We start from the raw sequence: 25998 nt of genomic DNA, 5'->3' as shown, positions 1-25998 counted from the left end.
GGCGACTGGATCCGGCTTGCCTTCGGGGCCTTCGGGATTCACATAGATCAGACCCATGGTGGTCGCACCGTATGGTTGCGCGAGATCCCGCTTACCGGAGTAGCGCTTGTCGGTGCCCAGCCAGGTGTCCTCTTCGCCGAAGAGAATCTCTTCGGGCTCCCAGATGTCGGTGCGACCGAAGGCGAAGCCGAAGGTCCTGAACCCCATCGACTCCAGGGCGCAGTTACCGGCGAAGATGATCAAGTCCGCCCAGGAGATCTTGTTGCCGTACTTTTGCTTGACCGGCCACAGCAGCCGGCGAGCTTTGTCCAGGCTCACGTTGTCCGGCCAGCTGTTTATCGGGGCGAAGCGCTGGGCGCCCTGGCCGCCGCCGCCGCGGCCGTCGTGAATGCGGTAGGTACCCGCAGCATGCCAGCTCATCCGGATGAACAGGCCGCCGTAGTGGCCGTAGTCGGCGGGCCACCAGTCCTGCGAGGTGGTCATCACCGAGATCATGTCCGCCTTGAGCGCCTCGACGTCGAGCTTGGCGAACTCCGTGGCGTAGTCGAAGTCCTCGCCGAGCGGGTTGGCCTGGGGTGAGCGCGGGTGCAGCCTCGACACGTCGATTTGGTTGGGCCACCAGTCCTGATTCGTCAGGGGACGATGCGCCTTCGGCTCGGGCGCGGGGATTGCGGGGCTTTCGCTTTCGCTGGTGCTATGGGATGTCTCGGAGGACACAACATTCCTTTCGGGGGGTGGGTGAATTGGGCTGCGATCACGACTGTGATCAGGAATCTGCAGTCGAGCAGTCGGGGCACAGGCCCCAATAGTTGACTTCGGCCTCGTCCAGGACGAAGCCATCCGGAACGTTGTCGTCGTCCGATGGGGTCAGGCACGGCGCCTCGCCCACCGCACAGTCGACGTCGGCGATGACCCCGCAGGACCGACACACGACGTGGTGGTGGTTGTCGCCGACCCGCGCCTCGTAGCGCGCAACCAGCCCCGACGGCTGGATCCGCCGAACCAGACCCGCCGTGGTCAGTGCATTGAGTACGTCGTACACGGCCTGACGGGAGACGTCGGGCAGGCCAACCCGCACCGCCGAGAAGATCGTCTCGGTGTCGGCATGTGGATGGGCGTCCACAGCCTCCAACACGGCGACCCTGGGCCGGGTCACGCGCAGATCGGCCATCCGCAGCCGGTCCGCGTAATCCGCCGTTGAGAACACCATGCCAATATGGCGCGTTTTCTGGAATCAGTCAAGACTTTGTCGAAGCCGAGTTCGCCCGCTGTCACACCTGGCGCCACGACGGCTGCGTCGGATCAACCAGTTGCATGTCGACCGGGCCGAGCCCGAAGATGGCGATCACCGCCGGGTCGCGCCGGTTGGCCGGGACGCCATCGTAGTGCGGGGTACGCGCGGTCCTTTTCACATAACCGCCGGGCCCGACCGGGACCGCGTCTTTCGGCTGAAAATCATTGCCGCTGTTGACAAACCAGGTGCCGAACACCACGACCTGGATCCGGTCGGTTGCATAGGTATGCGGCGCGCTGAACCAACCGGGATTCCATTTCATCATCACCAGGTATGGCCCCGGCTGGTTGAGGATCCCCGTCGAGCCCCATAAATCACTGCATTTCGCCGCTGTGCGGCGGCAGGTTACCCCATGACTCAAAACTCATTTTTTCGTAGGGCAGTGTGAACGTTTCGTTGGGATCCGGGCCAGTCTTGGGTGCCGGCGCCAACGGCACGTCGCCGATGGTGCCTGTCTTGTCGCCTGCGGCAACCGCCGCAAGCAGCAGTGGGGCTGCTGCCATCAGCAGCGACCGCCGGTTCGATTCCATATCGCCCATCCGATGCCTCCCGATACCCGGCTGGCCCATCACTTCAGGGCGCTGCCGTTGCGCCACTGATCCCGACCGAGCGTCCAGTCTCCGTTCTGCGCCAGTTTCAACGGCGGTCCTCCGCTGTTGCGGATCTCCACGACGTCACCGGGGACTGAGAAGCCGTAGAACCATTTCGCGTTGTCGGCGTTGAGATTCAGGCATCCGTGGGAGGTGTCGGTGTGGCCCTGGGCCCACACCGTCGCGTCGAGCTCATGCAGATAGATGCCGTCGGTGCTGATCCGGGTGGCGTAATTGATAGTCTCGCGATATCCGAGGCGTGAATTCTTGGGCAGCCCGAATGTCGAGGAGTCCATCACGACCGGGTTGCCCTTGTCGAGCACGGTGTAGATGCCCGGCGGCGTCCACAACGATATGTTCTGCGCACCGACGTTTTCCGTACCACCCATTCCCATGGAGGTGGGCATGGTACGGACCAGGGCTCCGTTGTCGAAGACGCTGACCAACTTGGTGGCATCGTCGGCAATGGATACGTGCGCGTCGCCGATCCGAAACGACACCTTGCTATCTTCTTGCCCGAATAAGCCTTTCCCCAAGGAGATTCCGTAGATCTTGGCCTCGGCGGTGACCGTCGTACCCGGTGTGTAGTAGTGCTCTGGCCGCCAGTGGACGTTCTGGTCGTCGACCCAGAACCAAGAACCCTGCACCGAGGGGTTGGTCGTCACCGTCAGCTGCTTCTCGGCGGCGGCGCGGTTGGCGATCTGCTCATCGAAGTGAGCGACGACCACTGTTCCGACGCCGTAGGTGCCGCCGTCTTTCAGTGCCGCCTCCGACGTGGTGGTGAAGGAAACCCTGGTCTGATTGGACGGCCGCAGTGTGGAGAACGACGACACCTGAGTCGAGTCAACGCCATTGGGGCCATGGCTGCTGACTCTTAGCGTGTACGTCCGTCCGTAGCCCAGCGGGACGGTGGGTTTCCAGACCGTGTTATCCGGAGTCATCACGCCCTCGACTGGTTTGCCGCCGTCATTGAACATGCGGACATCAGTCAGCGTCCCCGCGTTGGCTTTTACCACTACGTGCGCGACCGGGTCGACGTCGTGCGCGTTGGGGTCGGGTGTGATCGTCACCTGTTCTGCCCCAAGCATTTTCGAGGGAACCCCGAGCACGTTGCAGTTTGGGCAACGCGGCAACGATGCAATCGTGACCGCGCCGGCCACACCGACGACGACCAACACGGCAAGCAGGAACCGGCGCCGCCCGCTGATGCCGGGTATCCGGCGGACGAGCTGATCACTGTTCTTGGACGTCATCGAAAATGCCGAATCCCTACGTGCTCTCACTTGCTGGCTCGAGGTCATCCCATGCGAACGCAATGTTGCATGTGAAGTTGCGTATCAAGTAGCCCGACCGGTGCGCTCCGAAACCAGGCCACCGGCCCGCGGCCACCATCCGGCGATCCTTAGCGGTGCGAACCAAGTCGGTTTGTTTCGACTGAGCATGCGCGGGTTACCCTGCGGGCATTTGCACGCCACCCGCGGTGGGCCTCGGGGTCCAGAAAGGCACACTCGATCATGGCTCAGAGGCTGACACCGCATTTCGCCAACGTCCAGGCACATTACGACCTATCCGACGACTTCTTCCGCCTGTTCCTCGATCCCACCCAGACGTACAGTTGCGCGTACTTCGAGCGGGAGGACATGACGCTGGAAGAGGCCCAGATCGCCAAGATCGATTTGGCGCTGGGCAAGCTGGGCCTGCGGCCCGGCATGACGTTGCTCGACATCGGCTGCGGTTGGGGAGCGACCATGCGCCGCGCGATCGAGAAGTATGACGTCAACGTCATCGGCCTGACGTTGTCCAAGAACCAGGCCGCCCACGTGCAGAGCTTGTTCGACGGGATGGATACCGCGCGCAGCAGGAGGGTGCTGCTGCAGGGCTGGGAAGAGTTCACGGAGCCCGTCGACCGGATTGTGTCCATCGGCGCGTTCGAGCACTTTGGCCACGATCGCTACGGCGAATTTTTCGGGTTGGCCAACAAGATCCTGCCCGCTGAGGGCGTGATGCTGTTGCACACCATCACCGGGCTGACCGCAGAACAGGTAAGTGACCTGCGCCTGCCCGTCTCGATCGAGCTGGCCCGCTTCGCCAAGTTCATCGTCACCGAGATCTTTCCGGGCGGCCGGTTGCCGTCGATCGACATGGTGCAGGAGCACTCGGCGGTGGCAGGTTTCACGCTGACCCGCCGCCAGTCGTTGCAGAAGCATTACGCGAGGACCCTCGACATCTGGGCGCACGCCCTGCAGGCCCACGAGGCCGAAGCCATCGAGCTCCAGTCCCAAGAGGTCTACGAGCGGTACATGAAATACCTGACCGGCTGCGCCGGCTTATTCCGCTCCGGCCACGTCGACGTCAACCAGTTCACTCTGCAGAAGTGACGGTGCGCTCCAACGTGGCCAGCGAGGCGGCCAGGTAGTCCTCCGGGAACAACGGCATCCCGCCGACCCGGTCACGGAAGCTCTGTGGGGTGCCGCTCCAGTCGTAGGTGAGGGTGACGTCGGTGCGGTCCCCGTTGGGAGCGAGGTCGTAGCGCCAAAACCAGCCACCGGGGGAGTGCTGGCCGGCGTCGTCGAGTTGGCCCGGTATCCATCCGATGGCACGGTCCTTTTCATACACATTCACCAGGTTGTGGGTGACGTAGTCACCGCCGGCCTGCTCGAGGAACATGTTCATCGCGAACATCTGCCCCGTGCCTGTGACCGGCGCGTTGTCCACCGACTCGCGGACCCAGTCGCCGGGCTCGGTGTCCTGATGGTGCGACGGGTCGGCCAGGAAGGCGAAGATCTCCGCCGGGGTGGCGGCGATGGTGCGGGTGACGACGTAGCGTTCGGCGGTCGCGGTCATAGTTGTCCTTTACTCTCGCCGGGCCCGTAGGCGCTGGCGATATCGGGGGAGTCCAGCCAGCCTGAGTATGTGGGACGCGAGGGCCAACCCTCGGGCGAATCGAGCCATTCCTCCTGCCGGCCCCAAGGCAGGATATCGATCAGCGCGAACGAGTGGCTGAGCTGCTCGGTGCCTCGCCCGTTCGTGTGCCAGGTGCGATAGACGGTGTCACCGTCGCGCAGGAAAACATTGACCGCGAAGCCCCCGCCGGGCGGTGCGTCCATGTCGGCGCCGAAGGGGCTCCCCGATGAGGAGTACCACTCCATCCGGTTGCCGACCTTCCGCTTGTAGGCCAAGGCCTCGTCGATCGGTCCGTTGGTGACGATGACGAAACGTGCGTCGTAGTTGTCGAGGAACTCCAGTCGGGTGAACTGCGACGTGAAGCCGGTGCACCCGCCGCACTGCCACTCCGCGCCGTCCGACCACATGTGGTGGTAGACGATGAGCTGCGAGCGGCCTTCGAACACATCGGCGAGACGGATAGGCCCGTCGGCGCCGTTCAGGGTGTAGTCCGGCAACTCGACCATCGACAGACGGCGCCGTTGGGCGGCGATCTCATCGAGTTCGCGGGTGGCGGCCTTCTCGCGCTTGCGCAGTTCGTCGAGCTCGGAGCGCCAGGTCTGGTTGTCGACGATTGGCGGTAGTGCATCAGGTTCAGAGGACATAGGATCCACCCCTTTTCTCTCCGATTTGTGGCGTCTCAAAGGTATGACCTGTGGTGCGCCCAGGATTCATCGCTGGAGCCCGCTAGCGGCTCAGTACGACAATGTGATCCGCAGGATGACCCGCGGCTTGCGTCCACGCGTCGCGATCGTTTCGACCAGGGTCACCAGGCGATATCCGAGGCCGTATTTTCTGCGGATCACATCCCGGAGCCGTTCCACCGTCACTGGATCGGTGACCACCTGCGCGGCGCCCTCGGTAGCCAAAACGCCGTCGCGGACCTTGCCGAAGCGGCTGCTGGGCGCCAACAGGACGCGTGGATTGTTGCGGACCCGTTTGACTTTCCAACTGTCCGCCGGTGTCCACACGAAAAGGTCAGCGGCGTCGCGGCCGATCCACATGGGCGTTGCGACGCCCTCTCCGTTGCGTTTGAACGTGGTCAGCGACACGAAACGCTGCTGGCCAAGGGCGGTCGTTGGATCGCTAGTCACGGCTGCTTCGCTCCGTTCGGGTCCGGGCGAGTCCAGTCCACAATAGTCAACAGCCGCCGATCCTGCTGGCGCATCCGAGACAACGACATGGTCAACGAGGGGCAACAAAGAGTAACGATTCGCGCACCACACTGGATTTGGCGATGGAGCCGATGGAAATGTGGTGTGCGTGAGTGTTCATGCCGGCGATCAGGCGCACTGCTCGCCCAGGCGATGGAAAGACAGCCCGCCTCGACGCTGTGGGCGTGGTCACTGGCTGCTGCCGGGGCACATGATCGTCGCCACCATCCCGTGTTCCTGCGGTGCCCACATCAGCTGGGAATGCGAGTGCGGCACCGCCACATACGAGCCAGAGTTGATCGAATCGTGCAGCCTGGTGACCGGTCGGCGCTGATCTTGACCTACGGACCGGGCCCCAAGGCGCAGCCTGGTCTGAGCCTGGTCGCTGTATCATGTTGTGCCACAGCATATTCGAGTTGGCTCTATTCGATCGCACCGTCGTGAAACGGCCCCCACGGACCGGTTGAGCTGCGCCTGAGGTCCGAGGGAGCCGGCGTCGTACGTTCGCAACGTTGCACCACATCGTTGACGCCGGCGCAACTAGCTTGAAATCGAACCTTCCTACGGTGAGGCGGTTCACGTCCCCTCGGCGTTAGGAATCAATGGAGCGGAAGCGCGGTCCTTGCCGTCATCAGTTTGCCCGCAGACAGATCATCGGCTGCAACGTGTTCGCCAGGGCTGAAACATAGGCGCCACTTTCAGTCGTTCACAGGTTCTTCCCAGCTTCGTCTGTTTTTCAGATTTGCAGTGCTCCGACGCTTCATAATGACGGCGTAGCCGCCAACATAAAGAAAGGGCATTAAATGTCTTCACGTCGCTGGCTCACCAGACTAGTTATCCCGGCGATCATTGGCGCCGCCTTAACCACTGGCACCGCGATTGCCTCCGCCGACGCCAATGACGACGCGTACCTTTCAAAGCTGCGCAACCTCGGCTTTAGCTGGCAGACGGGATCGGACTCCGACATCATCGGGATGGGGCACAGCATCTGCTCCGACCGCCTGGCCGGTAAAACGCCGGACGCGATCGCTGCGGATCTCCACGGCCAGTTGAGTTCGAAAGGGTACTCGTTCGCGGACATCACAGGAATGGTGAGTGCCGCGGAATCCGTCTACTGCCCGGGTTAATCGATTTCTGGCCGTCGCCGCATTCCGCGGGGGCGGTTAAGGGACTGCGTGAGCGGCGCGGGCGTTAGCTCGCGCCGCTCACAGTCTCTGCGCTGACCGGCCCCTCGCCTTGAGGAGTTCGCCGCTGTTGACCTAGTCCCATGCCTCAGCGTTGGCGATCCGAATGGGTGTCCCGTTCAGCCAGGCTGCCACAGCCCTGACGGTGTCGGAGTAGAACGCACTAAGCATTTCGCGGGTGACGTACCCCAGGTGGGGAGACAACGTCACATTCGGGAGAAGCCGCAACGGATGATCGGACGGAAGTGGTTCGCTGTCGTAGACGTCGAGCCCGGCTCCGGCGATGCGCCTTGTCCTGAGCGCAGCGATCAGAGCGGCCTCATCGACGATCGGGCCTCTGGAGGTATTGATCAAGTAGGCGTGTGGCTTCATCAGGGCCAGCTCGGGTTCGGCGACCAGAGAACGGGTGCGCTCCGAGAGCACCAGGTGGATGGAGACCACATCGGACTCTTCGAACAGCGCGGCTTTCTCGACTCGGCGTACGCCGACCGCCGCCGCGGCCTCCTCGGTGAGATTCTGGCTCCACGCAATGACTTGCATGCCAAAGACTTTCGCGTATTCGGCCATGCGCTTGCCGATCCTGCCGAGACCGAGAAGTCCGAGCGTTTTGCCCGACAACGTCATACCGGTGCTGGCCTGCCACCCGCCGGCACGCATGCGCAGGTGCTCTTCGGCGAGATTGCGCACCGTCGCGATCATCAAACCCCAGGCGAATTCTGGAGTGGCGTCGCGCACGGAGCTGAATCTCGGATTGGCGAAGTCGGAGTGGGCGACTAGGACACCTTTCTCGGTGGCCGCGGCCATGTCCAGGTTCGGCAGGCTCTTGCCAACGATGGTGATCAGTTTGAGGTTCGGCAGCCGCTCGATGAGGGTGCGCGGTAGCGCCATACGCTCGCGCAGGGTGCAAAGAACATCGAACGGCCTTAGTGCGTCTGCGGCCTCCTCCTCGGAGAGGTGCCGGTCGAAGACGGTGATTTCGGCTCGGGTCTGCACTGGCGACCAGTCGGCGAGGTCGAGGGCCACTCCGACATAGTCGTCGAGTATCGCTACCTGGGGCATGCGCATTCCCTATCGCATCGTTGGTTGACGTGCCGTCTCCCCATCCTGATGGTCGACGGTGTCGAACCTACGCGTGGGCAGAATGCAGCCCGCCGAGCCGATGACGTAACGCCAAGCGGAGGCGACGGCAAGTCCGCCGCAGGACGACCGGTGCAGCCGTTACGTCAGTTTCCAAAGCCGCCGTGAGGTGCCCGCACCATGGTCACGGGCCCACTGGGACCTGCGCCGAGCTGGCTGGCGGCGAAAGCGGCTCCCTGGTCAACGATGCTGGCGTCGTCAGCATAGGTGTCGTGCGCGGCGAAATTCACCCCGTCAGAGCAAACCGGATCCTCGGGGGCGCATACCTTGATGGTCTTGGCCTGATAGGTCGGGCCAATGGCGATGGGCGGCTGCCCGAGGAAGTTCATCGCCCGGACATTTGGCGTGCCGAAGAGGACGACAGCGGCAACGTGGTTGGCCACGTCGGGCGACAGCGGTTTGGGTACGGTCGCAGGATCGACCCCATCTGGTACTGCCGCCGAGGTGACGAAGCCCATGACGGCCGCGCCCTGAGAATAACCGCCGAGCACCATCTTGGTCTGGGGGCAGCTCGCCGCCTCGGAAACGACATGAGCGCCCGCGTCTTTGATGCCGTCGAGGCCAGTGGACCACTCGTTGCTGGCGGGGTAGTTGACCGGATATACGTCGACCGATTTCCCGCCAGTGCGCGCGCGCAGGGAGTCGACGAATGCCTGGCCGGTGGGGCCAACGCCAGGCGGCTCACCGGTACCGCGGGCGAACGCCACCTCGACGTCGGGGCACGGCTGGGCGGATGCGGAGGTGAGAGCGGGAACGGAGAGGACGGCAGCGCCAATGCCCGATGCTGCAAGGGTTGCGGAACCAAGCAAACGACTGATGTGAAGTGCGATCATGCCGCATAAGTGCCCACGACCGCGCATCGCAAACCACGATTTCCGACGGAGGTTCGATAACCATTGCCGGGGAGCACTCGTTCATCCAAAATTTACAGGCTGCAGCAGGCTGGCGTAGGAACCAATGCGCTACGGCCCGAACGTGGTTCGCGAGCCGGCTGGGTGCGTGGCGGGATCCGCGAGGAGCTGTGAGCAAAGGATTTGCTATGAATACCTCTCCCGACCAACAGTCGCGGCGAGCCCTGAGCGATGATTTCGTAATGACCGCTGCACAACGTCGTGGGGCCGACACCGTAGGACCCTCGGCCGACCAGATCGACGCTGTGTCGCGCGCATCGCGGGCATTAGTGGGCATCGCCGCCGCTTCCATAGCCTCGGTGGTCGACAACGTGACCGTGCCGCAATGTCGGGTGCTGGTCATGGTGGATACACGAGGCCCGCTAAACCTCGCGGCGGTGGCCGCCGGTCTCGATGTCAACCCGTCGAATGCCAGCCGCATCTGTGATCGCCTGATCAAGGCCGGTTGGCTTGACCGCCGAGAATCGCCGACTGACCGGCGAAACATCACGTTGAGCCTGACCGCCGCCGGGCGGGGGCTGGTTACCAAGGTGGTCAGACATCGGCGCAGGGCCATCACCAAGGTGTTGCGCGGTATGGCACCCAGCGATCGTGAACTCCTTGCCACAGCGTTCGATCAGTTCGCCACTGCGGCTGGGGAACCCGCCTATGACGCGGTGTCGCTGATCTGGCCCGGCGGTTGGTGATCTCTCGCCAACGAGTTCGCCCCGCTCAGCGCCACTTGATCCCGCACCCGATCGACGGCCGCTGGTCGGGGTCGACCGCCCGACCAGCGAGCACCGCGTCGACCGCCGCCCGGACGTCAGCGCCCGTCACCGGTAGGTCGTTGCGCGGCCGGGAGTCGTCGAGCTGGCCGCGGTAGACGAGTCGACGCTCGCCGTCGAAGACGAACGTGTCGGGGGTGCAGGCCGCGCAGAAGGCGCGGGCGACGTCCTGCGTCTCGTCGTAGAGGTACGGGAACGTCCAGCCGTGGCGGCGGGCCTCGGCGACCATCTGATCGGGTCCGTCCTGCGGGTAGGTGACAACGTCATTGCTGGAGATGCCGACCAGCGCGACGCTCTGGTCGGCGAGGTCCCGACCGAGCGCGGCCAGCCCGGCGGCGACGTGCTGGACGTAGGGGCAGTGGTTGCAGATGAACGTGACGACGAGTGCGGGACCCGTGAGCTCGTCGACGCTGATCGTTTTGCCGGTGGCTGGCTCGGGGAGTGCGAAGTGCGGGGCGGGGGTGCCGAGGGCGAGCATGGTGGACTCAATGGCCATGCCCGCCAGACTAACTGGCGCGAGTCGGTCAGAGTTTGGAGCCCAGCCCCGCGATCAAATTGATCGTGACGGCCAGCACAACGGCGCCGAGCAGGTAGGAGAGCAGCGCGTGGCGCAACACCGTCGCCCTGATCGATGCCAAACAGATCTCGGTGTCTGCCACCTGGAAGGTCATGCCGACGGTGAACGCGACGTAGGCGAAGTCGCGGAAGCGCGGCGGCTCCGGGTCGTGGAAGTTGATTCCCCCCGGTTCGCCCGAATAGTAGAGCCGCGCGTAGTGCAGGGTGAACAGCGTGTGCACGGCGAACCAGGACGCCGCGACGGTCAGGACGCCGACGACGGCGGCTGCTAGGGCTGCGGCGCCCGAGTGCGACCCGGCGGCCACCACATAGCCGACCCCGCCCAGGCTCGCGACACTCGCCGACAGCACGACCACGTCGGCAACCCACCGGGTGGGATCTTCCCGTGTCGCCCACTTACGGGTTTGCTCGGCATCCATGCCGCGCAGGATGAACCGCGTCCACGCGACATACACGCCGGCGGCAGTGATCCAACCGACGAGCGCGAATCGCCAACCAACTGTGTTGCCCACCGCGACAGCGACGGTGACTCCGAGTGCCACGCTGACCGATATCCGAACCGCGACCGTGTCGCGGAACAACTCAACGACGGATTTCACAATGCCGACCTAAGCACCGGCGCGCGCCGCGCGCACCGAGGGGCTCGGCATTTGTCGCTCGAGGTGGGCAGAATGCCCGCCAGCTTTGTCGGAGGCCTTTGACAGATCTGACCGATGCGCCTTATTTGTCGACCTCGGCGCGTGCCGCTATGCGCGTCAACGCCCCTGATTGAGCTTGTTGGCCGCGAACGTCGCGGCCTGGTTTGTCATCCCGGCCTCAATGTAGGAAACGTGCGCAATGATGTTCCCGCCCCCGGAGCAGATTGGGTCGTCAGGAGCACACAAGCTGAGGGTCTTGCCGCTGTACAACGGGTTGATCGTCGGCAGCGGCTGGCCGCCCCACAACATGGTCGAGAATCCGCTGGACGGCTCGCCGAACAGGGCAACGGCGGCGACATGGTCAGCCGCCGAGGGTGGCATCTGCGTCGTGGCCAAATCGATCACCGTCGAGCCCTGCGAATACCCACCGAGCACGATCTTCGTGTTCGGGCAGCTGGCGACGGTGCCTTGAATATGGGCACTCGCGTCATTGGCTCCGGCGTACGCGCTGTTGTGGTAGTCGTCGTTCGCCGGGTAGTTAACGGCGTAGACATCGACGGACCGCCCGCCAACCTGGGAGGTCAGCGAGTCGACGAATGCCTGTCCAATATTGCCGAGGCCGGGTTCCTGATGGGTGCCGCGCGCGAAAACCACCGCAATGTCGGAGCATGGGTCAGCAGTAGCGGCGGGACTGCCGATGGGCGCGATCAGCAGCGCCCACGCCGTCACAACCGAGACCCCCAGGAAGCGAGCAAAGCTGCGTGAACTCATCTCCAAATGCTGACATACTGCCACCAAGGGCTGTGCGGCGGCAGCGCTGGCGGGGCGGGGAGCAGCGTCAAGTGGCCAAAACCAAGATGCTGAGACAGGATCTGGATACTCTGTACGCGGCACATAAATCGGTGATTGAGGGGGCGGCGTGTCAATTCTGGTCGTGGCTCCCGAGTTTTTGGCGTCGGCAGCGGCGGATTTGAAGAGCATCGGCGCGGAGCTGAATGCGGCGCATGCCGCGGCAGCTGGTCCGACGACTGGGCTGCTTGCCGCCGGCGCTGATGAGGTGTCGGCGGCGGTGGCCTCGCTGTTTTCCGGGCACAGCGAGGCGTTCCAGGCGATCAGCGCCCAGGCCAGTGAGTTTCATGCCCAGTTCGTGCAGGCCTTGAGCGGGGCGGGAGGCACGTATGCGGCCGCGGAGGCCACGAACGCCTCGCCGCTGCAGGCCGCAGGGCAGGCAGCGTCGCAGACGCAGTGGTTTTCGCCGTGGGAGAGCCTGACGGGCCGCCCGCTGGTGGGCAACGGCGCCAACGGAGCCGCCGGCACCGGAAAGTCCGGAGGGGACGGCGGGTGGATTCTCGGCAACGGTGGCAACGGCGGCTCGGGTGGGCCCGGCCACGCCGGCGGCAACGGTGGTGACGCCGGGCTGATCGGCAACGGTGGCGCCGGTGGTGCCGGCGGAACCGGTGCGGCTGGTGGGGCCGGTGGTGGCGGTGGGACGCTGATCGGCAGTGGCGGGAACGGTGGGCACGGCGGAACCAACGCAGCTGGTGGGGCCGGAGGCCTCCCCGGCCGGCTGTTCGGCAACTACGGGGCCGGCGGGCAAACCGGGGCCAGCCTGGGGACCGGCGGGGTGTCGATGCAGATGTATCAGACCACCGAGCCGGTGGTGGACATCTCCGTGAACGGCGGACCGAGTGTGCCCGTGTTGGTGGACACCGGATCCACTGGTCTGGTTATCCCCCTCAGAGACATCGGGCTGTTCAACCTCGGCCTCCCCACCGGATTCGGTACGGGCGCGTACAGCGGGGGGCTGACGTACTTCTACGCCACGTTCGACACGACGGTGAACTTCGGAAACGGCATCGTCTCCTCGACCCCCGTCGACGTCGTCCTCCTCGGATTGCCGACATCTTTTGGCAGCTTTGCCAACGGCAACGGTGCCGCCGGCATCATGGGTATCGGGGTGAACGCGGGAGGCCCGGGCCCCAGCTCACCGGTCACGGGATTGCCGAGCACCCTCAATCAGGGTGTTCTCATCAACGAACCGCAGGGCTACCTGCAGTTCGGTCCCAACCCGATAATTCCGCCACCCGGCGCGGGCTCGGTTACCGGAGCGCCAGTCGGCGACCTGCAGGTATCGGTCGGTGGCGCGCCGCAGGTAGATGTTCCCGGCTCGTATATCGACTCCGGCGGCGTGTACGGGACCCTTCCGACATCCGTCGGATCCCTGCCGCCGGGGACACTCATCAAGGTCTACAGCGGCGGTACGGAGCTGTACCAGTACACGACGACCGCGACGAACACTCCGACGGTTACTACTACGTCGGGAGACTCGATGAACACCGGGTTTGAGCCGTTCTCGCAGGGACCGGTGTACATCTCGTACAGCCCCAACGGTACCGGGACGACAGTCTTTGATTACCTGCCGACCTGAGATGTCCCTGTCGTAGCCGGGCAACCGGGCGCGAGGACGTCTCGACGTCTCGCGTCTTAGCCCACGCGCTTGAGGGTGTAGTGGGCAGTCGTCCGGTTGGGATCAGCTGCCAGCCGGTCTACCTCTTGTCGGATTGGATCGACGGCACCGCCGAAAGCGCCGGGGCAGCCGTCGGGGCACGAGACTTCCCACCACATGTCCGTCTGGTGTGGTGGCCACGCCGCTAGCTGCTGTCCACCTCGCGAGCGATAGCCGATCTGGGTTGCGTTCTTCACGAGATTGCCGACGTGATGTTGCGCCGGACAGAAGAGCGATACGTCAATTCCGTTCATGGCCGCTATTCTGCGCTGTCCGATACGCCGCCGAGCGCTGACGCCTACTCCATGGCGGCAGGGGCAGTGACAAGAAAGTAGGTACTTGCCGTCGGGAAGGAACTGCATTTTTCTTCAGTTCCAACGTAGGTAACCAGGCAAGGCCGTCGTGCCACGACACGAAATCCAATGAAAGGCAAGGCAAACGATGACCGACTCCAACCGGGTGAGGATAGGCGTTCAGCTGTGGCCGGGAGGAACGCCGGACTACCGAACGTGGCGCCAAGCGGTGCTGCACGCCGAAGAACTCGGTGCTGACGCCGTCTTCGGTTACGACCACTTTCACAAACCGTTCGTCGAGATCGTCGACGGCAGCCCGCAGCTCGATGACGAACAACCGGATGTCAACAATTTCGAAGGATGGACCGCGCTGGCGTCCTGGGGTGAGATCACCACCCGCGCCGAGATCGGACTACTCGTCACCGGCATCCCGTACCGCAACCCCGACCTCGTCGCGGATATGGCACGAACTGTCGACCACATCAGCGGAGGACGACTCATCCTCGGGCTGGGGGCAGGCTGGTATCCAAAAGACTTCATGGTCTACGGATACGACTACGGCACCACGAAATCGAGGATGGACCAGTTCGAGGAAGGCTTGGCACGCATCGAACACCGGCTCAACCACTTGACTCCCGGCCCGGTGCGTCACATCCCGATTCTCATCGGGGGCGGCGGGGAGAAGCGCACCCTTCCCGCGGCCGCTCGGTACGCCGACATCTGGCACAGCTTTGAACCTATCGAGGAATTTCGTCGCAAGAACGAACTGCTCAAGCGGCTTGCCGCTGACGCCGGACGCGACGAAGCCGGCATCGAACGCGCGATGGCGTGGACTGACGCCAAGACCGCCGACGTCTTTGCCGACGAGGGCGTCTCCCTGTTCACCACCGAAATCCATCCTGACAGCAATGGTTACGGCTTCTCCGAACTTGAGACGATGCTTGCCTGGCGCGACCGATAGACACCATGAGGTTCACCCCGACAAGTGGCGTTTCCGTGAACGCCGAGGCATCAGCGCTGCAAACACAGCGAGCCGGTGGAAGTATCAGAGAGTGGCCAACAAAAAACCTCAAACGATCTCTTACCCGGCGCCGGGCTCGCGTCCGCGCCGCCACGACTACGACCCGCTCGACCCCCATGTCATCGTCCTGTTCGGCGCGACGGGGGATCTGGCCAAACGCAAGCTGATCCCCGGCCTGGCCTACTTGGATCAGTCCGCGCTCGCGCCCGATATCCAAATCATCGCGACCTCACTGGAAGACCTCACCGATGACGAGTTCCGAGACATCGCCAAGGCCGCGATCGACTCGTTCGGCACCCATAAGCTCACGGACGAACAGTGGGCCGACTTCGCAAAAATAATCAGGTACGTCCCGCAGAGCGCTGGACCCGCATCGCTGGCCGCCGCGGTCGCCGAAGCCGAAATCGCCCTCGGACCGAACACGCGGCGACTGCATTACTTGTCGGTCCCTCCCAGAGCGGCGCGCGACGTCATCAAGTTGCTGCGCGAGGCCTACCTTGTCGAACGCTCCAGGGTGGTGATGGAGAAGCCGTTCGGCACCGACTTGGCCAGCGCGGTGGCGCTCAACGATTTCGTGCACGAGACGTTCGATGAATCCCAAATCTTCCGCATCGACCACTTCTTGGGCAAGGAGGCGGCCCAGAACATCCTGGCGTTCCGCTTTGCCAATGGTTTGTTCGAGCCGATCTGGAACCGCAACTTCATCGACCACATCCAGATCGACATTCCCGAAACCCTCGGCCTGGATGAGCGGGCCAACTTCTACGAAAGCACCGGTGCCTACAAGGACATGGTGGTGACCCACCTGTTCCAGGTGATGGCGTTCGTGGTGATGGAGCCGCCAACGGCGCTTGAGCCGTATGCCATCAGTGAGGAGAAGAACAAGGTATTCCGGTCGATGCTGCCGATCAAAATTTCCAATGTGGTGCGCGGCCAGTACAGCGGGTACCGCGAAGAGTCCGGAGTCGCAAAAGATTCCGACACCGAGACGTTCATCGCGCTCACGGTCGGCATAGACAACTGGCGCTGGGCCGGCGTGCCGATCTATCTGCGCACCGGCAAGAAGATGGCCGAGGGAATCCGCATCATTTCGATCGCGTTCAAAGAGGCGCCACGAAGCATGTTCCCGCCGGGATCCGGGGTAGGGACCCAGGGCCCGGACCACCTCACGTTCGACCTCGCCGACAACTCGAAGGTGTCGCTGTCCTTTTATGGCAAGCGGCCCGGTCCCGGTATGAAGCTCGACAAGTTGTCCATGCAGTTCTCCACGCAGGAGATCTCCTCCTCCGCCGACGTGCTGGAGGCCTATGAACGGCTCATCCTCGACGCGATGCGCGGCGATCACACGCTATTCACTACCGCTGAGGGCATCGAATCGCTGTGGGAGCGTTCGGAACAACTGCTGGATGACCCGCCGTCGGCGAAGAGTTACCCGCCCGGCACGTGGGGCCCCAACGCCATTCATCAGTTGATCGCGCCCAATGCGTGGCGGTTGCCGTTCGAGCGGGGGTGGCGCGAAGCCAACGGCTAGGCCGGCGTCGATCATGTTCGACCCGCTGTGTGCCTGAGCGACCAATGCAACCATAAGGTGTTGGGCAGTAAAGAAATCCGGCGGAGGTTCTAGCGCGCGTGGCGCAGATCGGGGTCTCGGACATCCGGAAATCTCTCTCGCTTGGCAGCGTAGAGACTGGCGTCCGCGCTCGCGTATAACGCGGCGACGTCGGCAGCGTCACCGCTGTGGACGGCCGTCCCGATGCTCGTCCCCGGGGTGTGCAGCCGGACGCCGGCGACGAAGAGCTTCGCCGAGGTCGGCGTCGAGCCCGTCCGCTCAGCGATGCACACCGCGAACTCGTCACCGCCGAGCCTGGCCAGGACGGCGTTCGCGGGCGTCAATTCGCGCCAGCATTTCGCGTAACTGATGGAAGTCGGCCTCGCGTATTCGTTTCTCTGGATCCTGCGAGCCGTGGCCGCGGGTCAGAGCGAGAGCCCGTCGCGGACACCTATTGTGGGCGGAATGGCCGAACCCCCCAGCTCAACGTCTGAGAAGGCGTTGCGCAGACGCCTGGACGGCCTGACCATCCGCGATGCCGCACACTTTGGCAGGCGCCTGAAGAACCTCCGCGGCTCGGGGCCAGAGAAGCTGCAACAGCTCGCCAACCAGATCGCAAAGGCCGAAGCACTCGTTGCCACCCGGCAGGCCGCCGTCCCGACGATCACCTACCCCGATTTGCCGGTCAGCGAGCGGCGCCAGGAAATCGCCGACGCGCTTCGGGCGCACCAGGTGGTCGTCGTCGCCGGCGAAACCGGGTCGGGAAAGACCACCCAGCTGCCTAAGATCTGCCTCGACATCGGCCGCGGCATCCGCGGAACCATCGGGCACACCCAGCCCCGGCGGCTGGCTGCCCGCACTGTCGCGCAGCGCATCGCCGAAGAACTGGTCAGCCCCCTCGGCGACGCGGTCGGCTACACCGTGCGGTTCACCGACCAGGTCAGCGACCGTACCCTGGTCAAGCTGATGACCGACGGCATCCTGCTCGCCGAGATCCAGCGCGACCGCCGCCTGCTGCGCTACGACACGCTGATCCTCGACGAGGCCCACGAACGCAGCCTCAACGTCGACTTCCTGCTCGGGTACCTACGTGAGCTGTTGCCGCGTCGCCCCGAGCTGAAGGTGATCGTCACATCGGCGACGATCGAACCGCAACGCTTCGCGGCGCATTTCGGCGGCGCGCCGATTATCGAGGTGTCGGGGCGGACGTACCCGGTGGACATCCGTTACCGGCCACTGGAAGTCGCTGTTTCGGTCGGCCCCCAAGACGATCCCGACGACCCCGACCACGAAATCGTCCGCACCGAGATCCGCGACGAAATCGAGGCGATCGTCGACGCGATCCACGAACTCGAGGCCGAACCGCCGGGGGACGTCCTGGTGTTCCTGTCCGGTGAGCGCGAGATCCGCGACACCGCAGAGGCTTTGGTGGGTTCGGAGGGCGGACTCAAGCACACGGAGGTGCTTCCGCTCTACGCGCGGCTGCCGACCGCCGAGCAGCAGAAGGTGTTCGCACCCCACACCGGGCGCCGCGTCGTGCTGGCGACCAATGTCGCCGAGACGTCGCTGACCGTGCCAGCGATCCGCTACGTCGTCGACCCAGGCAACGCCCGCATTTCGCGCTACAGCCGGCGCTTGAAGGTGCAGCGGGTGCCGATCGAACCGGTCTCGCAGGCCTCTGCTGCCCAGCGGGCCGGCCGGTCCGGCCGGATCGCGCCCGGTGTGTGCATCCGCCTCTATTCCGAGGACGACTTCGCCGCCCGCCCGCGCTACACCGATCCCGAAATATTGCGGACCAACCTCGCCGCGGTGATTCTGCAGATGGCGGCGCTGCAGCTGGGCGAGGTCGAGAACTTCCCGTTCCTCGACCCGCCGGACCGACGCAGTATCCGCGACGGCGTGCAGCTGCTGCAGGAGCTCGGCGCCTTCGACCAGCAGGGCGCGATCACCGACCTCGGCCGTCGGCTCGCGCGCCTGCCGGTCGACCCGAGGCTGGGCCGGATGATTCTGCAGGCCGAGACCGAGGGGTGTGTGCGGGAGGTGCTGGTGCTGGCCGCGGCGCTGTCGATCCCCGACCCGCGGGAAAGGCCCGCCGACCGCGAGGAGGCCGCGCGCCAGAAGCATGCCCGTTTCGCCGACGAGAACTCCGACTTCATGTCCTACCTGAACCTCTGGCGATATCTGCGCGGACAGCGAAAGAGCTTATCTAGCAGCGCGTTTCGACGGATGTGTCGGAATGAATTTTTGCACTTTCTGCGCATCCGCGAGTGGCAGGACCTCGTCGGGCAGCTACGCAGCATCGCCCGCGACTTAGGCATTGTTGAAGGCATCAATGAGTCTGGCGAGCCGGCCGACCCGGCCCGGGTGCACGCGGCGCTGCTCGCCGGGCTGCTGTCGCACGTGGGGATGCGACGTGAGGATTCGCGCGACTATCTGGGCGCGCGGAACTCGCGATTCGTCCTGGCGCCCGGCTCGGTGCTCAGCAAGCGGCCGCCGCGCTGGGTCGTCGTTGCGGAGCTGGTCGAGACCAGCCGCCTTTACGGGCGGACCGCCGCGCGCACCGGGCCGGAGGTCGTCGAGCGGGTCGCGGGCGACCTCGTGCAACGCACCTACAGCGAACCGCACTGGGACGCCCAACGCGGCGAGGTGATGGCCCACGAGCGGGTGACGTTGTACGGCCTGCCACTGGTGGCGGCCCGACGCGTCGGATACGCCGCGGTCGAGCCGGCGGTAGCGCGGGAATTGTTCATCCGGCACGCGCTCGTGGAGGGCGACTGGCAGACCCGCCATCACTTCTTTCGCGACAACGCGGTGCTGCGCACGGAACTCGAGGACCTGGAGGAGCGGGTCCGCCGCCGTGACCTGCTGGTCGGCGACCATGACATCTACGCTCTCTACGACGCCCGCATCCCCGCCGATGTCGTCTCCGCGCGGCACTTCGACGCGTGGTGGAAAAAGCAGCGGCACCGGACACCCGATCTGTTGACCTTCAGCCGCGACGATCTGCTGCGCGCCAGCAAGACTGCCGGCACCGCGGACGCCGATCGGCCAGACACCTGGGAAACGGGCGATGTCGCGCTGCCGCTGACCTACCGATTCCAGCCGGGCGCTGCCAACGACGGCGTCACGGTGCACGTGCCGGTTGACGCCCTCGCGCGGTTGGGTGGCGACGAGTTCGCCTGGCAGGTGCCGGCGCTGCGCGAGGAGCTGGTTACCGCTCTCATCCGCTCGCTGCCAAAAGACTTGCGGCGCAACTTCGTTCCCGCCCCTGACACCGCCCGCGCGGTGCTGGCCGCGATCGACCCGGCAACAGAGCCGCTGCTGGACGCGTTGCAGCGCGAATTGCGCCGTCGCACTGGGGTTCTGGTGCCCACCGACGCCTTCGACCTCGACGCGCTGCCGGCGCATCTGCGGGTGACATTCGCCGTCGAATCCGCCGACGACACCGAGATCGCCCGAGGCAAGGACCTCGTCGCGCTGCAGGAGCGGCTGGCGGCACAGGCTCGGCGCGCGGTGGCCGACGCGGTCGCCGCCGAGCTGGAGCGGACCGGACTGCGCACCTGGCCCGACGCCCTGCACGAACTGCCGCGCGTGGTCGAGCGCGCGATCAATGGACGTAGCGTGCGGGGCTTTCCCGCCTTCGTCGACGCGGGAACCGCGGTGGACCTGCGCGTGTTTGCCACGCCGGTCGAGCAGGAAGGTGCGATGGGCCCAGGCACGCGACGGCTGGTGCGGCTGAGCGTCGCCTCGCCCGTCAAAGCGGTTGAGCGGCAGCTGGATCTGCGGACACGCCTGGCGCTCGGCGCGAACCCGGACGGCTCCGTGTCCGCGTTGCTCGACGACTGTGCCGACGCGGCGGCGGACGCGCTGGTGTCTGGGCCGGCGTGGACGCGCGCCGAGTTCGCCGCGCTGCGCGATCGGGTGGCGGAGGATCTCGTGTCGACGACGGTCGACATCGTGGGCCGCGTGCAGATGGTCTTGTCCGCCGCGCAGGAAGTGCAACTTTTGCTGCCCGACCAGCCGCCACCAGCGCAGAGGGACGCGATGGCCGATGTCAGCGCCCAGCTGGACCGGCTCATGCAGCCCGGGTTCGTCACCGTCACCGGACGTGCGCGTCTGGCCGACCTCACCCGCTACCTGACTGCGATCCGCCGCCGCCTCGAGCGGCTGCCTCACGCGATCGGGGCTGACCGGGAACGGATGCAGCGAGTGCAGGCCGTGCAGGACGCCTACGACGAACTGGTGCACGCGCTGCCGCCGGCGCGGGGGAGAGCCGCCGACGTCCGCGACATCGCCTGGCAGATCGAGGAGCTGCGGGTGAGCCTGTGGGCCCAGCAGCTCGGCACCCCCCGTCCGGTCAGTGAGCAGCGGATTTACCGCGCGATCGACGCCGTGCACGACCGTTTCTGACCTGGCCCTATCTGTCGCTGGCTTCCGTTCAGGCCGCCAGGGCCGCGTCATCGCCGAAATATCAGGTACGTGCGTGCCAAAAACCGTTGCGCAATTGGTACCCAACGGCTACCTTAGGCACACGGGAGATCTGCATCACACCATTCAGGGAGCACGGCGTGGCGGCAGACCCCAGCACGGTCTTCGCCAAAGGGGAGCGGCCGCAGCTCGTGGGCCGGGATGAAGGGAACACTTCGTTGTCAGAACCACGACCGGCCGCGCGACGACTGAACCTCGTACCGGTAAACAGCACTCTGCGCGCAGTAGCCGAGGGCGACCGCACGTGGGTCTCAAAAGCCCTGTGCAGAAGCGCCGACCCCGACGAACTCTTCGTACGGGGGGCCGCGCAACGCCAGGCCGCGGTTATCTGCCGGCACTGCCCTGTCATGCAGCAATGCGCGGCCGACGCGCTCGACAACCACGTCGAGTACGGCGTCTGGGGCGGCTTGACCGAGCGGCAGCGCAGGTCGCTGCTCAAGGAGCACCCCGAGGTCGTGTCGTGGGCGGAGTTCCTCGAAAAGCGCAACACCCGCTCGATCGGATAGCCCCTAGCAGCGCCCTTCCGCAATACTTTTCTGTTACGGCACTCGGGCGATACCGGCTCACGGCCGTCAGAAGCACAACGAGCGGTCGCGGGGGCAACACCACGGGCTGGTGAACAACTGCGGCCCTGTACTGAACGGGGCAAAGTCGGGTAGCCGACTACGCTACTGGGCGCCCGCGCCGGCAGTGACGATATAGCCGATTTGTCATTTGCCAGCTCGGAGGGCTATCCATGCCGGTCATCACCGTCAGCCGTTCGCAGCCAGTGGCAGTTTCTTCTCGACAGGGCGGCCGTCGCAGCGTGCGGCCGGTATGAAGGGAACACCCCGTTGTCAGAAACACGGCCTTCCGCGCAACAACTGAACCTTATGGCTCTGAGCAGCAATCTGCCCGTGGTGACCGAAGGGGAGCGTGCTTGGGTCGCGAAAGCACTGTGTACAACTGCCGATCCCGACGAACTCTTTGTGCGGGGGGCCGCCCAGCGCAGGGCGGTGGTTATCTGCCGCCACTGCCCGGTCATGCGAGAGTGCGCGGCCGACGCGCTCGACAACCAGGTCGAGTACGGCATCTGGGGCGGTATGACCGAGAGGCAGCGCAGGGCACTGCTCAAGGAGCACCCCGAGGTCGTGTCGTGGGCCGACTTCCTCAACAAGCGCGAACCCCGCTCCGCCGGATAGGTGCGCCATCGAAATCAGTTCTGGCGGTGGCTATCTCGTCGCAACCGCACTGCTCGACTGGCCGCCGTCGCCGACGCCAGCACCGCCATCACAGCAAGAATGATCGCCGAGTCTCTCGCCGACCCGACCGTACTCAGTAACAGCGGCAGGCCGAAGCCGACGTAAGACACGGTATAGAAAGCTCCCGTGAGGGCGCCGCGCACCCGTTCCGGCGCCGCGGCTTCCAAGTCGATCAAGCCCTCGCGCAGCAGCAAGCCGGACGCGCACCCCAAAATCACCAGCATCGACAAGCCCAGCCCGAGCGTCATCGTCGGCGGTGCCATCGCGATGACCGCATAGCCGAGCGCCGCCAATTGTGCGCCGACGGTGCCGGCTCGCGGCCCCCAGCGACGTGCGCGGGCGACGATTTGCGTAAGCGCGCTGACGCCGTTGGCGATGAGCGTGGCTATCCCGGCGACCATGGGGGCCGCGAACCCGGTGTGTACCCGGCTGGGGATCGTGACGAAAGCAAGTGTCGCCGAGGCGAACACCCACGGCGCCAACGGCATTGCCCAGCTCAGCGCCCACGCACTGCCCTGACGCAATGGCATTGAGGTCACTGACCACTCCGGTCTGGGCGCTGTTGCCGACGCGGTCACAGCCGCGCGCTGCGCAACCAGAACAGCAGCAACAGTCGCCAACACCACAATGACGGCTGCGATCGCGAACGACACCCGGATCCCGGATTGCCCGGCCGAGGCGATCAGACCCGAAGCGAACGGGCCAATGGCGAAACCGGCGGTCAAGACGGCTCCGGCGACGGCCGCCCCGGCCGGACCTTTCAGATCGGAAGCCCATGCGGTGCAAGAGCTGATCGCAAGACCGACTCCCACCCCGACGATCACGCGGCCTACCAGCAACACGGCGGAGTGCTGCGAGACCAACATCGCCACCGTCCCCAGCAAAGCGGCCGTCGAGCCTGCCCACGCCACTGACTGACGCCCCAACGCGTCCGATGCGCGCCCGCCGATCAGCAGCCCGGGCAGTAGGCCCACCGCGTAGATGCCAAACACCGCGTCAAGCGTGGACGCGCCCGGGTGTTGGTGATCGCGGATCGCGGGGAGCAACCCCGCGAAATGATTGGCGGCCCATCCTGTTGCCAACAGAACGGCCAGCACTCCGGCGAATAGGGCCCGGTTGGCACCCGGCGCGCCGCGCTGGTGGCGCCCATCCGTGGTGATCAGTGCCGATGGCGGCCGGCCTGTCGCCACATTCAACCAGGTCACTGACTTCCTCTCCAGGATCTTTGTGATAGACACCGCTACGAGCTCCGTTGGATAGACGATGCCGCCCAAGCAGTTATTCCCATCCGAGCCCTCATCAAGTCATTCGGAGGCGCATTAGTCTTGCCTGAGCGCGCCAGCTCGCGCAGATCGGTTGCGCTGCAACAGGAATCAAATAGATAGTATCCGAACGACACCTCAATTAACATGGCATCGGGCCGGAATTGCTCAACGGCTCTCCTTACAACTGCGAGAGGAAGGCCCGAGATTCCCCCGCGGCGACGACGAGCACTGACGAATCGTGGACGGCAGAGCCGAGCGACACGCGGAATACGCTGCCGCGCAAGGGCGTCCGCCGCTACTGGTAACCAGCCGCAGTTGATTCGCAAAGCATTAGTGAACGTGCTGTTCGCGTTGCTGGTGCTGGGGATTACGAGTGTTGCGGCCGCGGGCAGAACGCGTGCCGAGCCCGCCATCCCTGGGCTCGGCGAGCGGTTGGTGGGCTGGGACAGCTACCGGCATCTGGATCGATTGCCTTATCTGAGCGCTGACACGCAGACTCTGCAGGTGTCGAGCTTCGACCGGAGCGGCGGTGATCTCGACCTTTCCACCGGTAACCAAAACGGCAGCGGCGGATGTCTGGCGTCCGGTGGCGTCGGCTGTGTCATCGCCGAGGATCGCGGTGCCGGCGAGGTTGATTCGATCTGGTTCACCCGCGATGGCGGCGATGTGAGCCGGATGGGAGCGATCCGCATCGACCTGGATGGGCGGACGGTGATAGAAGCGCCCTTGCAATCGTTGGTCGACGGTGGGCTGGGTGCGCCATTCGAGTGGCCACTTGTGGCCAACGCCGCACAGTCGCCGGGGGGCGTCTACATCAAAGTACCCATGCCGTATCGGCAATCGATGCGGATCAGCGTCGCGTCGAGTTTGCAGTACTACCACGTCGACTATCGCCGGTTTTCGACGGCCGATGGCGTCAGCACTTTCTCGCCCGCCGACCCCGCGCTCGACGTGCTCGCCAGCCTCCGTGCCGCGGGCACCATCGACCCCAAACCGGCGGCCCCCACGGCAACGCACGACAGTCGAGTCGTCGAACTCCCCGCCGGCGCCGGGCTGACGATCGCGGAATCGACCGGGCCCGCGACCATCTCGGCGCTGCGCCTGCAGCTGGCGGAACCGACGGATCGACTCCTGACCGGGGTGCGGCTCCAGATCGAGTTCGACGGCCGCACGCTGGTCGACTCCCCACTCGGGGAATTCTTCGGCGCCGGACTGGGCGCCGACACCGTGCGATCGCTGATGTTCGCCGCGAGCCCACAACCCGGCGGGTCATTGTCGTTGTCCGAGTGGTGGCCGATGCCTTTCGCCCGCACGGCCCGCATCACCCTCGTCAACACGACCGGCGATCCCGTAGCCGGGATCGACGCCGACGTCGTGACGGCGCCCGATGCCCAGTGGGCATCCGCGCTGGCCAGCGGCCGTGCCGGCTACTTCACCGCACGCTCGCACAGCGGACCGACGACGGTGGGTCAGGACTGGTTGTTCGCCGATGAACCTGGCCACGGCAAATTCGTCGGCGTCAGCCACACCATCAGGGGTGCTCGGATCAAAACGTCGTTCAGCGACGACGCCCCGTACTTTCTCGAAGGAGCCGAACGTGTCTACACGGACGGTTCCGCTTCACCCCAGTGGTACGGCACCGGCACCGAGGACTTCTACGAGGGCGGCTGGTACTTCAAGGACGGCACCCGCTATAGCGACCCGCTCACCGGCCAACCGGATCAACGCACGGCCAGCGGCGGATGTGCAGACTACTGCGTCGCGGTCTACCGACTCATGCTCGCCGACGCCATCGGATACCACTCCGCGCTTCGATTCGGCATTGAGCACGGCAAACGCAACATGGTCCAACCCGATTACAGCTCAACCGCATTCCTCTACACCCAACCGGACGACACCAGTACAACCAGCGACGAAGTCAACCCCACCGATCCGGTGAATCGACTCCTGCACGGGTATACCGACACCGCAGCCGCGAACCACGTGTTGGTCAGCGAATACGAGGGGAGTGACGACACCCGCACGATCGTTGGTTTGGTTGCCCACGCCAGCCAGGCGGCGATCACATTCCACGTCCAGATCCCCCCGGACAACCGCGGGGTCCTGCTGCACCGCACGTCGGACCAGGCAACCGGCTATCAATCGGCTGACGTCGCCATCGACGGCATACCTGCCGGGATTTGGTTACAACCACGCAGCAACGCCTCACATCGCTGGCTTGATGACAGCTATCTCGTACCTGACTCCCTTACTGCGGGCAAAGCCCTCATTACGGTCACGCTCACACCTGTCCCCGACTCTCCATCCTGGACCGCCAGCCGCTACCGCATAGAGGCATTGACGGGGGCGTAGCACCATGACAAACCCAAATCAGGGCGAGGGGAGTAGGTGGCCGGCAGGTTGGCGCAGGGTCAGACCGCACACCCGATGCAGCAGCTCCAGGG

25 protein-coding genes and 1 pseudogene are annotated in these 25998 nt (G+C 65.0%); 10 read left to right on the top strand and 16 right to left on the bottom strand.

The genetic code is table 11. From position 1 onward, the window contains the following. From ACLP9N_RS34380 to ACLP9N_RS34360, 5 genes are all read right to left on the bottom strand, one after another. Positions 1–744: peroxidase family protein (locus ACLP9N_RS34380; RefSeq protein WP_442411573.1), on the bottom strand; the 744-nt coding region annotated here is incomplete at its 3' end. A gap of 22 nt (positions 745–766) precedes the next feature. Beyond that, positions 767–1207 carry a Fur family transcriptional regulator gene (locus ACLP9N_RS34375; RefSeq protein ID WP_442411572.1) on the bottom strand — a complete coding sequence of 147 codons (441 nt, stop codon included), beginning with the start codon at positions 1205–1207 and terminating at the stop codon, positions 767–769. 64 nt (positions 1208–1271) lie between these two features. Further along, on the bottom strand, positions 1272–1556 hold the full coding sequence (locus ACLP9N_RS34370) for a hypothetical protein (RefSeq protein WP_442411568.1): 285 nt from the start codon (positions 1554–1556) through the stop codon (positions 1272–1274). 52 nt (positions 1557–1608) lie between these two features. After that, complete coding sequence (locus ACLP9N_RS34365; protein ID WP_442411567.1) at positions 1609–1833, bottom strand: hypothetical protein; 225 nt, start codon at positions 1831–1833, stop codon at positions 1609–1611. 29 nt (positions 1834–1862) lie between these two features. Continuing rightward, positions 1863–3137: a L,D-transpeptidase gene (locus ACLP9N_RS34360; RefSeq protein WP_442411566.1), complete on the bottom strand. Its 1275-nt coding sequence runs from the start codon at positions 3135–3137 to the stop codon at positions 1863–1865. A gap of 261 nt (positions 3138–3398) precedes the next feature. On the opposite strand from ACLP9N_RS34360, the gene ACLP9N_RS34355 reads away from it, so the two are divergent. Continuing rightward, a complete protein-coding gene (locus ACLP9N_RS34355) occupies positions 3399–4262 on the top strand; it encodes a cyclopropane mycolic acid synthase family methyltransferase (RefSeq protein ID WP_442411565.1) in 864 nt (287 codons plus the stop codon). On the opposite strand, the gene ACLP9N_RS34350 is transcribed toward ACLP9N_RS34355, so the two are convergent. The 3 genes from ACLP9N_RS34350 to ACLP9N_RS34340 form a co-directional block, all read right to left on the bottom strand. Next, the gene (locus ACLP9N_RS34350; RefSeq protein ID WP_442411564.1) at positions 4246–4728 is read right to left on the bottom strand and encodes an SRPBCC family protein; all 483 of its coding nucleotides are present in this window, start codon (positions 4726–4728) and stop codon (positions 4246–4248) included. The two genes, ACLP9N_RS34355 and ACLP9N_RS34350, sit on opposite strands and share 17 nt — an antisense overlap. Continuing rightward, entirely contained in the window at positions 4725–5432 is a 708-nt protein-coding gene (locus ACLP9N_RS34345; RefSeq protein ID WP_442411563.1) for a DUF899 domain-containing protein, read from the bottom strand. Before ACLP9N_RS34345 ends, ACLP9N_RS34350 begins: the two co-directional genes overlap by 4 nt. A gap of 90 nt (positions 5433–5522) precedes the next feature. Next, complete coding sequence (locus tag ACLP9N_RS34340; protein WP_442411562.1) at positions 5523–5921, bottom strand: PPOX class F420-dependent oxidoreductase; 399 nt, start codon at positions 5919–5921, stop codon at positions 5523–5525. Positions 5922–6784: 863 nt separating this feature from the next. On the opposite strand from ACLP9N_RS34340, the gene ACLP9N_RS34335 reads away from it, so the two are divergent. Further along, positions 6785–7108 carry a DUF732 domain-containing protein gene (locus ACLP9N_RS34335; RefSeq protein WP_442411561.1) on the top strand — a complete coding sequence of 108 codons (324 nt, stop codon included), beginning with the start codon at positions 6785–6787 and terminating at the stop codon, positions 7106–7108. Between the two features lie 132 nt (positions 7109–7240). Here ACLP9N_RS34335 and ACLP9N_RS34330 read toward each other — a convergent pair whose 3' ends face one another. Both ACLP9N_RS34330 and ACLP9N_RS34325 read right to left on the bottom strand, forming a co-directional pair. Beyond that, positions 7241–8224 (bottom strand): D-2-hydroxyacid dehydrogenase family protein, encoded by a 984-nt coding sequence (locus tag ACLP9N_RS34330; protein ID WP_442411560.1) that lies wholly within the window; start codon positions 8222–8224, stop codon positions 7241–7243. Between the two features lie 164 nt (positions 8225–8388). Next, on the bottom strand, positions 8389–9135 hold the full coding sequence (locus ACLP9N_RS34325) for a cutinase family protein (protein ID WP_442411559.1): 747 nt from the start codon (positions 9133–9135) through the stop codon (positions 8389–8391). Positions 9136–9395: 260 nt separating this feature from the next. On the opposite strand from ACLP9N_RS34325, the gene ACLP9N_RS34320 reads away from it, so the two are divergent. Then, a complete protein-coding gene (locus tag ACLP9N_RS34320; RefSeq protein WP_442411571.1) occupies positions 9396–9899 on the top strand; it encodes a MarR family winged helix-turn-helix transcriptional regulator in 504 nt (167 codons plus the stop codon). 25 nt (positions 9900–9924) lie between these two features. Here ACLP9N_RS34320 and ACLP9N_RS34315 read toward each other — a convergent pair whose 3' ends face one another. From ACLP9N_RS34315 to ACLP9N_RS34305, 3 genes are all read right to left on the bottom strand, one after another. Continuing rightward, positions 9925–10473 (bottom strand): thioredoxin family protein, encoded by a 549-nt coding sequence (locus ACLP9N_RS34315; protein ID WP_442411558.1) that lies wholly within the window; start codon positions 10471–10473, stop codon positions 9925–9927. A gap of 28 nt (positions 10474–10501) precedes the next feature. Then, complete coding sequence (locus ACLP9N_RS34310; protein ID WP_442411557.1) at positions 10502–11152, bottom strand: DUF1345 domain-containing protein; 651 nt, start codon at positions 11150–11152, stop codon at positions 10502–10504. 156 nt (positions 11153–11308) lie between these two features. Next, positions 11309–11962 (bottom strand): cutinase family protein, encoded by a 654-nt coding sequence (locus ACLP9N_RS34305; RefSeq protein ID WP_442411556.1) that lies wholly within the window; start codon positions 11960–11962, stop codon positions 11309–11311. Between the two features lie 148 nt (positions 11963–12110). On the opposite strand from ACLP9N_RS34305, the gene ACLP9N_RS34300 reads away from it, so the two are divergent. Beyond that, positions 12111–13619 carry a PecA family PE domain-processing aspartic protease gene (locus tag ACLP9N_RS34300; RefSeq protein WP_442411555.1) on the top strand — a complete coding sequence of 503 codons (1509 nt, stop codon included), beginning with the start codon at positions 12111–12113 and terminating at the stop codon, positions 13617–13619. A gap of 56 nt (positions 13620–13675) precedes the next feature. On the opposite strand, the gene ACLP9N_RS34295 is transcribed toward ACLP9N_RS34300, so the two are convergent. Next, a complete protein-coding gene (locus tag ACLP9N_RS34295; RefSeq protein WP_442411554.1) occupies positions 13676–13951 on the bottom strand; it encodes a hypothetical protein in 276 nt (91 codons plus the stop codon). Between the two features lie 187 nt (positions 13952–14138). On the opposite strand from ACLP9N_RS34295, the gene ACLP9N_RS34290 reads away from it, so the two are divergent. Then, positions 14139–14951: an LLM class F420-dependent oxidoreductase gene (locus ACLP9N_RS34290; RefSeq protein WP_442411553.1), complete on the top strand. Its 813-nt coding sequence runs from the start codon at positions 14139–14141 to the stop codon at positions 14949–14951. A 91-nt stretch (positions 14952–15042) separates the two neighbouring features. Next, on the top strand, positions 15043–16542 hold the full coding sequence (gene zwf / locus ACLP9N_RS34285) for a glucose-6-phosphate dehydrogenase (RefSeq protein WP_442411552.1): 1500 nt from the start codon (positions 15043–15045) through the stop codon (positions 16540–16542). Between the two features lie 89 nt (positions 16543–16631). Here the strand turns inward: zwf and ACLP9N_RS34280 are convergent. Next, a pseudogene (locus ACLP9N_RS34280) lies at positions 16632–16922 on the bottom strand (diguanylate cyclase domain-containing protein); the annotation flags it as partial. A 103-nt stretch (positions 16923–17025) separates the two neighbouring features. Here ACLP9N_RS34280 and hrpA point away from each other — a divergent pair. The 3 genes from hrpA to ACLP9N_RS34265 all read left to right on the top strand — a co-directional run bounded on the left by hrpA (position 17026) and on the right by ACLP9N_RS34265 (position 22229). Beyond that, entirely contained in the window at positions 17026–20970 is a 3945-nt protein-coding gene (hrpA, locus tag ACLP9N_RS34275) for an ATP-dependent RNA helicase HrpA (protein ID WP_442411551.1), read from the top strand. A 236-nt stretch (positions 20971–21206) separates the two neighbouring features. Then, complete coding sequence (locus ACLP9N_RS34270) at positions 21207–21554, top strand: WhiB family transcriptional regulator (RefSeq protein WP_442411570.1); 348 nt, start codon at positions 21207–21209, stop codon at positions 21552–21554. A 366-nt stretch (positions 21555–21920) separates the two neighbouring features. Beyond that, entirely contained in the window at positions 21921–22229 is a 309-nt protein-coding gene (locus ACLP9N_RS34265; RefSeq protein ID WP_442411550.1) for a WhiB family transcriptional regulator, read from the top strand. 14 nt (positions 22230–22243) lie between these two features. Here ACLP9N_RS34265 and ACLP9N_RS34260 read toward each other — a convergent pair whose 3' ends face one another. Further along, positions 22244–23494 (bottom strand): MFS transporter, encoded by a 1251-nt coding sequence (locus ACLP9N_RS34260; protein WP_442411549.1) that lies wholly within the window; start codon positions 23492–23494, stop codon positions 22244–22246. A 402-nt stretch (positions 23495–23896) separates the two neighbouring features. On the opposite strand from ACLP9N_RS34260, the gene ACLP9N_RS34255 reads away from it, so the two are divergent. Next, the gene (locus ACLP9N_RS34255; RefSeq protein ID WP_442411569.1) at positions 23897–25906 is read left to right on the top strand and encodes a glycoside hydrolase family 172 protein; all 2010 of its coding nucleotides are present in this window, start codon (positions 23897–23899) and stop codon (positions 25904–25906) included. Positions 25907–25998: the final 92 nt, after the last annotated feature.

Origin of the sequence: Mycobacterium sp. (assembly GCF_052144515.1) — a bacterium.
Taxonomy (GTDB): Bacteria; Actinomycetota; Actinomycetes; order Mycobacteriales; family Mycobacteriaceae; genus Mycobacterium.
Note: the sequence above shows the minus strand (reverse complement) of the source record. Positions and strands in the feature narration are given on the sequence as shown.

Excerpts from the sequence above, each read along its gene's own strand:
- ACLP9N_RS34370 (WP_442411568.1), bottom strand. The coding sequence starts at position 1,556 with ATGAAATGGAATCCCGGTTGGTTCAGCGCGCCGCATACCTATGCAACC.
- ACLP9N_RS34365 (WP_442411567.1), bottom strand. The coding sequence starts at position 1,833 with ATGGGCGATATGGAATCGAACCGGCGGTCGCTGCTGATGGCAGCAGCC.
- ACLP9N_RS34360 (WP_442411566.1), bottom strand. The coding sequence starts at position 3,137 with ATGACGTCCAAGAACAGTGATCAGCTCGTCCGCCGGATACCCGGCATC.
- ACLP9N_RS34355 (WP_442411565.1), top strand. The coding sequence starts at position 3,399 with ATGGCTCAGAGGCTGACACCGCATTTCGCCAACGTCCAGGCACATTAC.
- ACLP9N_RS34350 (WP_442411564.1), bottom strand. The coding sequence starts at position 4,728 with ATGACCGCGACCGCCGAACGCTACGTCGTCACCCGCACCATCGCCGCC.
- ACLP9N_RS34345 (WP_442411563.1), bottom strand. The coding sequence starts at position 5,432 with ATGTCCTCTGAACCTGATGCACTACCGCCAATCGTCGACAACCAGACC.
- ACLP9N_RS34335 (WP_442411561.1), top strand. The coding sequence starts at position 6,785 with ATGTCTTCACGTCGCTGGCTCACCAGACTAGTTATCCCGGCGATCATT.
- ACLP9N_RS34330 (WP_442411560.1), bottom strand. The coding sequence starts at position 8,224 with ATGCCCCAGGTAGCGATACTCGACGACTATGTCGGAGTGGCCCTCGAC.
- ACLP9N_RS34325 (WP_442411559.1), bottom strand. The coding sequence starts at position 9,135 with ATGATCGCACTTCACATCAGTCGTTTGCTTGGTTCCGCAACCCTTGCA.
- ACLP9N_RS34320 (WP_442411571.1), top strand. The coding sequence starts at position 9,396 with ATGACCGCTGCACAACGTCGTGGGGCCGACACCGTAGGACCCTCGGCC.
- ACLP9N_RS34315 (WP_442411558.1), bottom strand. The coding sequence starts at position 10,473 with ATGGCCATTGAGTCCACCATGCTCGCCCTCGGCACCCCCGCCCCGCAC.
- ACLP9N_RS34305 (WP_442411556.1), bottom strand. The coding sequence starts at position 11,962 with ATGAGTTCACGCAGCTTTGCTCGCTTCCTGGGGGTCTCGGTTGTGACG.
- ACLP9N_RS34295 (WP_442411554.1), bottom strand. The coding sequence starts at position 13,951 with ATGAACGGAATTGACGTATCGCTCTTCTGTCCGGCGCAACATCACGTC.
- ACLP9N_RS34290 (WP_442411553.1), top strand. The coding sequence starts at position 14,139 with ATGACCGACTCCAACCGGGTGAGGATAGGCGTTCAGCTGTGGCCGGGA.
- hrpA (WP_442411551.1), top strand. The coding sequence starts at position 17,026 with ATGGCCGAACCCCCCAGCTCAACGTCTGAGAAGGCGTTGCGCAGACGC.
- ACLP9N_RS34265 (WP_442411550.1), top strand. The coding sequence starts at position 21,921 with ATGGCTCTGAGCAGCAATCTGCCCGTGGTGACCGAAGGGGAGCGTGCT.